Below are 8403 nucleotides of genomic sequence, written 5' to 3' on the forward strand. Positions count from 1 at the left end.
CAGTCAAGATATCCGGTGACTGACACACCGCCTTCGCGAGCAAGCCCGCTCCCACAGTTTGATTGCATTTCAAGTTGGGGTTTTGGGGGCTTGCAGGTGCTCGGTTGGAAAAGCCTTGGCATACGCCTGGCAAACTCTCAGCACCTGCTCATCCGCAAACCGCGCCCCCACCACATGCAGCCCCACCGGCAACCCATTGGCCGCCAACCCGCACGGCACCGACGCCGCCGGTTGCTGGGTCAGGTTGAAGGGATAGGTAAACGGCGTCCACTCCATCCATTCCCCTAGTCCCGAACCCGGCGGCACATTGTGCCCGGCCTCGAACGCGGTGATCGGCATCATCGGCGAAACCAGCACATCGTAATGCTCATGGAATGCCGCCATGCGCGCCACGAGCGCTGCCCGTGCTTCCAGCGCAGCGCTGTAATCGCTGAGGCTGATCTGCTCGCCCAGTCGGGCAATGCGCAGCAACCCCGGGTCCATCAATTGCCGCTGGGCATCGCTCAACGGCCCGGCCAGGCGTGCTGCACCGGCAAACCATAAAGTATTGAACACCTCCAGCGGATCACTGAACCCCGGATCAATCTGTTCAACCTGCGCGCCCAGCTGCACCAGACCTTCTACCGCCTGGGCGACCACCCTGGCCACTTGCGGGTCCACATCGACATAACCGAAGTTCGGGCTATAGGCGATACGCAGCCCCATCAAATCAGCCCCGGCGTGCAACCATGGCGTGGTCCGGGGCGCGCCGATCAAACCATCCCGCGCATCCGGCTGGGCGATGGTTTGCAGCATCAGCACCGAGTCTTCCACGGTGCGGGTCATCGGCCCCAGGTGCGACAGAATCGTCATCGAACTGGCCGGCCATTGCGGCACATAACCGAAGGTCGGCTTGATGCCGAAGGTGCCGGTGAAGGCACAGGGGATCCGGATCGAGCCGCCGGCATCGCTGCCCTGGTGCAGCACGCCGAGGTTCAAGGCCGCCGCCGCACCGGCACCACCGGACGAACCGCCCGCCGTCATGCGCGTGTCCCACGGGTTGCGGGTAATGCCATACAGCGGGTTATCGGTGACGCCTTTCCAGCCGAATTCCGGTGTGGTGGTCTTGCCCAGCAATACCGCGCCGGCCTTGCGCATGAAGGCCGAGAAGGGCGCATCCACATCCCATCGACCCTCGGCGGATGTGGTACGCGAACCCTTGCGCGTCGGCATGCCGATGGTCTGCGTCAGATCCTTGATGGACGCGGGCACACCGTCCAGGGCCCCGCACGGCTGGCCCTTGAGCCAGCGCTGTTCCGAATCCCGCGCCGCCTTCAAGGCGCCTTCCGGGTCGACGTGGCAGTAGGCGTTGACCGCCGGGTTGTAGCGTTCGATTCGCAGCAGGGCGTCTTCGGTGACCTCCACCGGCGACAGGCTTTTATCCCGATAGCGGGCCAGCAGCTCAACTGCGGTCAGGTTGGCGATATCCGTCATGCCGCTTTACCTCCTTGCGCCGCGTTGACCATGGCCCGCAGCAACACCGCGCAGCCCGCCGCCAGGTCATCCGGCGCGGCGTTCTCGATTTCGTTATGGCTGATGCCGCCTTCGCACGGCACAAAGATCATTCCGGCCGGGCCCAGTTCGGCGACGAAGATCGCGTCATGCCCAGCGCCGCTGACGATGTCCATATGGCTCAGGCCCAGGCTGCTCGCGCCATCACGCACGGCGTTGACACAGGCAGGGTTGAAATCCAGCGGCGGGAAGTCGGCAGTGGGTGTCAGCTCAAAGCTCAAGCCGTGCTGCTCGGCGGTGGCTTCGATCACCTGGCGCACTGCGTCGACCATCGCTTGCAGCTTGTCGGCGTGCAGGTGGCGCAGGTCGATGGTCATGTGCACCTGGCCGGGAATCACGTTGCGTGAGCCGGGATGCAGGCTCAGGCAACCGACGGTGCCGCAGGCGTGGGGTTGTTGTTCGTGGGCGATGCGATTCACCGCGCTGACCACTTGCGCCGCGCCTACCAGTGCGTCCTTGCGCAGGTGCATTGGCGTCGGGCCCGCGTGGGCTTCGACGCCAGTGAGCGTCAGGTCGAACCACTTCTGGCCCAGGCAGCCCATGACCACGCCGATGGTGGTGGCCTGGTCTTCCAGCACCGGACCCTGCTCGATATGCGCCTCGAAATAGGCGCCCACCGGATGGCCCAGCACGGCGCGGGAACCGGCATAGCCGATGCGCTGCAATTCAGCGCCCACCGACAGCCCTTGCTCGTCCTGTTTGTCGAGGGTTTCCTGCAGGTCGAACTTACCGGCGAACACCCCGGAACCCATCATGCACGGCGGGAATCGCGAGCCTTCTTCGTTGGTCCACACCACCACTTCAATCGGCGCTTCGGTCTCGATGTGCAAATCATTGAGGCTGCGGATCACCTCCAGTCCAGCCATCACGCCGTAGCAACCGTCGAACTTGCCGCCGGTAGGCTGGGTGTCGATATGGCTGCCGGTCATCACCGGCGCCAGTGCCGGATTACGCCCCGCACGGCGGGCAAAGATATTGCCGATGGCGTCGACGCTGACGCTGCACCCGGCGGCTTCGCACCATTGCACGAACAGGTCGCGGGCCTGGCGGTCGAGGTCGGTAAGGGCCAGGCGGCACACGCCGCCCTTGGGTGTGGCGCCGAGGCGGGCAAGGTCCATCAGCGATTGCCACAGGCGCTCGCGGTTGATCAGCGGGGCGTTGCTCTGGAGCGGTTGCGCAAAACTATTCATCAGCAGTCTCCGGTCAGGCACTCAGGGCCAGGTAACGGTTCTTGATCGTCGGGTCGGCGCGGAAGGCTTCGGCACTGCCTTCGTACACCACGCGGCCCTGTTCGAGGACGTAATGGCGGTCGGCGAGCTTGTCGCAGACCATCAGGTTCTGTTCCACCAGCAGCACCGGCAGGCCGTCTTCCTTGACCTTGCGCAGGATCTTCACCAACTCGTCGACGATCACCGGCGCGAGGCCTTCGGTGGGCTCATCGAGGATGAGCAGCTTGGGGTCGTTGAGCAGCGCGCGGGCGATGGCGAGCATCTGTTGCTCACCGCCGGACAGCGCGTGGCCGGCGTTTTTACGGCGCTCCCTGAGGCGCGGGAACATGCCGTACACGTCTTCCATCTGCCAGCGGCTGGTCTTGCGCACGGCAATGCGCAGGTTTTCCTCCACCGTGAGCAGGCGGAAAATCCCGCGGTTCTCCGGCACCAGCGCCAGGCCCTGGCGGGCGATTTCGAAGATTTTCTGCCCCACCAGCGGCTGGCCGTTGAAGTGAATCTGGCCCTGGCGCGGGCAGATGATCCCGAGGATGCTGCGCAGGGTGGTGGTCTTGCCGGCGCCGTTGCGCCCCAACAGGGTCACCAGTTCGCCAGGGTTGACGGTCAGGGACACGCCTTCAAGGACGTGGCTCTTGTCGTAGTAGGAGTGGATATTGTCGACGGTCAGCATCAGGCGGCTTCTCCCAGGTAGGCGGTGCGCACGCGCTCGTCGGCGCGCACGAATTCCGGTGTGCCTTCCACCAGGATCTGGCCGTGGCTCATCACGGTGATGCGTTGGCTGATGGACATGACGATGCTCATGTTGTGCTCGATCAACAGCACGGTATGGTCGCGGCCGAGGTCGCTGATCAGTTGGGTCATGATCGGGATGTCGTCGATGCCCATGCCCGAGGTGGGTTCATCGAGCATCAGCAGCTTGGGTCTGGAGCAGATCGACATGCCGACTTCCAGCACCCGCTGCTGACCGTGGGACAACTCGCCGGCCAGGGTGTCGGCGCGGGCGGTGAGTTGCAGGCGTTCCAACACCTGGTCGGCCATTTCCAGGTGTTCGCGCTTGCTGTCGACCCGGCGCCAGAAGTTCAGGGCGCGGGCGCCGTCGCGGCCCTGGGCGGCCAGGCGCAGGTTTTCGCGCACGCTGAGGTTCTGGAACAGGCTGGTGAGCTGGAACGAGCGGGCCATGCCCAGGCCGACGCGGCCGTGGGCCGGTTTGCGCATCAGGTTCTTGCCGTCGAAATGAATTGCCCCGGCGGTGGCCTGGCGTTCGCCGGTCAGGCAGTGGAACAAACTGGTCTTGCCCGCGCCATTGGGACCGATGATGGTGTGGATGGTGCCGGCTTCGACCTTGAGGTTGACGCCGTTCACCGCGTGGAACGCACCGTAGGCCAGTTCCAGGTTCTTGGTTTCCAGCAGGATGCTCATGACAGCTTCTCCTTGGTCACAACGTCGGCCTTGCGGCTGCCGCGCACACGGTCGAACAGGGTCGACAGACCGCCCCACAAACCGCCGCGCATGAAGATCACCACCAGGATCAGGATCACCCCCAGCAGCATCAGCCAGCGCGGCCACAGATCGGAAAGGAAGTCCCCCAGCAGCACGATGGAACCGGCGCCCAGCAACGAGCCGAACAGCGAGCCGGTGCCGCCGACGATGGTCATGATCAGGATGTTTTCGGACATCGCCAGGTCGATGTTCGACAGCGGCACAAAGTGCAGCAGCATCGCGTACAGCGCCCCGGCAATCCCGGTGACGGCGCCGGACAACACGAACACCAGGATCTTGAAGTGGCGGGTGTCATAGCCGATGGCCGAAGCGCGGGTTTCGTTTTCGCGAATCGCCATCAGCGTGCTGCCGAACGGCGAGGCGATCACCCGGCGGGCGCCGATGAAGATCAACAGGAACAGCACCGCGACAAACCCGTAGAACGCGCGGGCGTCGGTCAGCGACAGCAGCACGGTGTCACCGATGCGGATTTCCGGGCGCGGCACGCTGAGCAGGCCGTTGTCGCCGCCGGTCCAGTCGCTCAGGGTGTAGGCGACGAAGTAGGCCATTTGGCTGAAGGCCAGGGTCAGCATCACGAAGTAAATGCCGGTGCGACGGATCGCCAGGGCGCCCACCAGGAAAGCCAGGAAACCACCGGCGACGGCGGCACCCAGCAGTGCGCTGAACAGCCCCAGTTGCAGGTGAATCATCAACAGCGCCGCGCAGTAGGCGCCGGCCCCGAAGAAGATGCCTTGGCCGAACGACAGCAGCCCGGTGTAACCCAGCAGCAGGTTGCAGGCGAGGGCGGCCATGGCAAATATCAGGATCTCGGTGGCCAGGGTCGCCGAGGGCAGAATCAAAGGCAGGCCGATCAATACCACGAGCACCAACAGCAGCATGTAGCGCGACTGGGTCTTGGCGAACGGCAGGGGATTTTTCTCGCTCATGTCAGGCTCTCCCGAACAGGCCGTAAGGACGCACCAGGATCACCACGGCCATCGCACCGTAGATCATCAGGCTCGCGCCCTGGGGCCAGAGTGTGGTCATCAGGCTTTGCACCACGCCGACCAGCAGGCCGCCCACCAGTGCACCGCTGAAGGAACCCATGCCGCCAATCACCACCACCACGAACGCCACGCCGAGGATTTCCGGGCCGACAAAGGGCTGGGCGCCGCGCAACGGGGCGAACAGCACACCGGCCACACCGGCGAGGGCCACGCCGAGGGCGAAGGTCATGGAGAACAGGCGGAAAATGTTGGTGCCCAGCAGGGACACGGTTTCCGTGCTTTCACTGCCGGCCCGCACCAGGGCGCCGAAGCGCGTGCGTTCCAGCAGCAGCCACAGGCCAAGGCCAACGAGGCCGGAGAACACGATCAGGAACAGGCGGTAGTAGGGGTAGACAAAATCGCCCACCACCAGCACCCCGCGCAGCAATTCCGGTACGGCGACACTCTTGCCCACCGGGCCCCAGATCATCACGCTGGCTTCCTGGATGATCAGGGCAATCCCCAGGGTCACCAGAATCTGGAACATGTGCGGCAAGTGATAAATCCGCTGGATCAATAATCGCTCGATCACCCAGGCCAGCGCGGCCACCACCAGCGGCGCAATCAGCAGCGCCAGCCAGAAGCTGCCGGTGAGGCTGACGGCGGTGTAGCAGATGTAGGCGCCCAGCAGGAAAAACGCACCGTGGGCGAAGTTGACGAAGTTCAGCAGGCCGAAAATGATCGTCAAGCCGACCGCGATCAGGAAGTAGATCATCCCAAGGCCCAGGCCGTTGAGAATCTGGAACAGGTAAAGATTAAGCATGCAGGAACCCTCGGCAGGTGGCCGCATGAGCGGCCCTGCGCTGTGTCACCAGTAGATTTTCAGCGGATCAGCCGAGCACGCAGCCCGTGGCTTCCACCGGCGGGAACGACTGGCCGGAGCTGAGCACCTTGGCCAGATCGTCCTTGTCGGCCATGTCGCCTGCGGCCTTGCCCACCAGCAGGTAGTAGTCCTTGATCACCTGATGGTCGCCGGCGCGGATCGACTCCTTGCCGGTGGGGCCTTCGTAGCTCAGGCCCTGCATGGCCTTGGCCACGGTCGGCCCGTCGAAACTGCCGGTGGAGATGATGGTTTCGAGCATGACCTTGGTGCTGATGTAGTCGGCGGCCAGCGGGTAAGTGGGGTTGATGCCGTATTTGGCCTTGGTGAGTTTCACCAGGTCACGGTTGAGCGGGGTGTCGACCTGATGCCAGTACTGAGCGCCGAGGTACACACCTTCCAGTACGTCACTGCCCAGCTCCTGGAACTGGTCGAGGCCGGCGGACCACACCAGCAACACTTTCATGCGCTCCTTGATACCGAAGTTCACCGCCTGACGCAGGGTGTTGGACGACTGGCTGCCGAAGTTCAGCAGCACCAGCACGTCGGGTTTGGCGGCGATGGCATTGGTCAGGTAGCCGGAGAACTCCTGCTCCTGCAGCGAGTGGTAGCTGTTGCCGGCGTGTTCCAGGCCATGCTCGGCCAGCACCGATTTGGCGCCTTCGAGCAGGGCTTCGCCGAACACGTATTGCGGGGTGATGGTGTACCAGCGCTTGGCGTCGGGCAGCAGCTTGATTAGCGGCACGAGGGTCTCGCGGATCGCGCCGTAGGTCGGCACCGACCAGCGGAACGTGGCGCTGTTGCAGTCCTTGCCGGTGACTTCATCGGCGCCCACCGGGGTCATGAACACGCCACCGGCCTTGCTCACTTCCTTGGCCACCGCGAGTGCCGAAGACGACAGGGTACAGCCCTGGAAAAAGCGTGCGCCGTCCTGCTGGATCGCTTCCTGGACTTTACGCACGGCCTTGCCGGCGTTGCCTTCGGTGTCGATCACTTTGTAGACCAGCGGGCGGCCGAGTAACTCGGGATGCTGTTCCACCGCGAGGCGTGAACCCATGTCGGCAAATTTGCCATAACTGGCAAAGGCGCCAGACATGGACTTGAGGCCGTAAAAGGTAAAAGGCTCGGCGGCGAATGCAGAACGCACGCTCAGCGGGAGGCTGAGGGCGGCGGCTGCGGTGAGACTGGCTTTCAACAACGTACGACGCTGCATGGGGTGACTCCCTGGATTAGTTATTGGCAGGAGTGGCAATGGCGATACGGTGGAGCACGGCCTGTGGGCAGGCCTTTTATTGGTGGAGGGTGCGGCTTAGTGGTTGTGGTCGAACTCCAGCAGAAAGTGCGGGCTGACTTCACCTTCAAGGGCGGTCATGTGGTGTTCGGCGTCGCACATGTGTTCGTGCATCAGGCTGCGTACGGTGGCTTCGTCTTCGGCCCGGAAGGCGATCAGCAGTTGTTTGTGGTAGTCGAGGTTGGCGGCGTCGAATTGCTTGCGCTTGGGTTTGTAGGCTTTTTTCAGCACGACCAGGTCACGCAGCAGGTCGTTGAGGAATTGCGCCATGAAGCTCAGCAGCGGGTTGGGGCAGGCCTTGGCCAGCAGGTTGTGGAATTCGAGTTCGGCGATGCGTTGTTCGCGTTGGCCGGCTTCGCTGTCTTCGGGGGCGCTGCAGAAATCGACGTTGTCCTGGAGGGCGCGGTAGTCGTCTTCGCTCAGGCGGCCCAGGACCGAGACGGCGAGTTCGACTTCGATGACTTTGCGCAGCTGGTAGACCTGTTGGCCGTCCAGGTGCTGGAAGTGCAGGTAGTTGCGCAGGGCGCGGCTGGCGGGTTCGGTGCCGGCCTGGTTGAGATAGGCGCCGCCGCTGGGGCCGGTGCGGGTGTTGACCAGGCCTTCGACTTCCAGCGCCTTGAGGGCTTCGCGGGCGGAGCCTTTGGAGCACTGGAAGCTTTCCATCAGTTCGCGTTCGGTGGGCAAGCGGTCGCCGGGCTTCAGGGCATCGGTGACGATGGAGCGTTTGACCGACTCGACGATCACGTCGGAGAGCTTCTGGCGTTTGCGGCGCAGCGGGCGGCTTAGCATGGTGTTTGATTGATCCTATTAATGCGGATTAATAGTACTTAATAGGGGTTTGGGGTGGGGCGTCAACGGAGGGGGTCGCTTTTGGTTTGGATGGGTCGTAAATGGTGGGGGTGTGCATATCCGTTGCTGTGGTAACGGCCGCCTATGGTTCCGCTCTTACAGCGGCTCACTTTTGAAGAGCGCAAAAGTAAGCAAAAC

At 63.5% G+C, this 8403-nt stretch carries 8 protein-coding genes; all 8 read right to left on the reverse strand.

From position 1 onward, the window contains the following. Positions 1–69: 69 nt before the first annotated feature. Positions 70–1473 (reverse strand): amidase, encoded by a 1404-nt coding sequence (locus ACW9I6_RS28135; protein ID WP_457340076.1) that lies wholly within the window; start codon positions 1471–1473, stop codon positions 70–72. Then, the gene (locus tag ACW9I6_RS28140; protein ID WP_457340077.1) at positions 1470–2741 is read right to left on the reverse strand and encodes a Zn-dependent hydrolase; all 1272 of its coding nucleotides are present in this window, start codon (positions 2739–2741) and stop codon (positions 1470–1472) included. Before ACW9I6_RS28140 ends, ACW9I6_RS28135 begins: the two co-directional genes overlap by 4 nt. 13 nt (positions 2742–2754) lie before the next feature. After that, positions 2755–3450, reverse strand: a complete 696-nt coding sequence (locus ACW9I6_RS28145) for an ABC transporter ATP-binding protein (protein WP_003215757.1) — start codon at positions 3448–3450, stop codon at positions 2755–2757. Continuing rightward, on the reverse strand, positions 3450–4199 hold the full coding sequence (locus ACW9I6_RS28150; protein ID WP_003215756.1) for an ABC transporter ATP-binding protein: 750 nt from the start codon (positions 4197–4199) through the stop codon (positions 3450–3452). The genes ACW9I6_RS28145 and ACW9I6_RS28150 overlap by 1 nt, the downstream gene beginning before the upstream one ends. Further along, a complete protein-coding gene (locus ACW9I6_RS28155; RefSeq protein ID WP_087694650.1) occupies positions 4196–5206 on the reverse strand; it encodes a branched-chain amino acid ABC transporter permease in 1011 nt (336 codons plus the stop codon). Before ACW9I6_RS28155 ends, ACW9I6_RS28150 begins: the two co-directional genes overlap by 4 nt. A 1-nt stretch (position 5207) precedes the next feature. Further along, positions 5208–6068 carry a branched-chain amino acid ABC transporter permease gene (locus ACW9I6_RS28160; RefSeq protein WP_003215751.1) on the reverse strand — a complete coding sequence of 287 codons (861 nt, stop codon included), beginning with the start codon at positions 6066–6068 and terminating at the stop codon, positions 5208–5210. Between the two features lie 67 nt (positions 6069–6135). Further along, positions 6136–7338 carry an ABC transporter substrate-binding protein gene (locus ACW9I6_RS28165; protein WP_003215749.1) on the reverse strand — a complete coding sequence of 401 codons (1203 nt, stop codon included), beginning with the start codon at positions 7336–7338 and terminating at the stop codon, positions 6136–6138. Between the two features lie 96 nt (positions 7339–7434). After that, complete coding sequence (locus ACW9I6_RS28170) at positions 7435–8205, reverse strand: FadR/GntR family transcriptional regulator (RefSeq protein ID WP_008430577.1); 771 nt, start codon at positions 8203–8205, stop codon at positions 7435–7437. Positions 8206–8403 lie beyond the last annotated feature (198 nt).

It is taken from the genome of Pseudomonas sp. SDO5522_S412 (assembly GCF_054071215.1).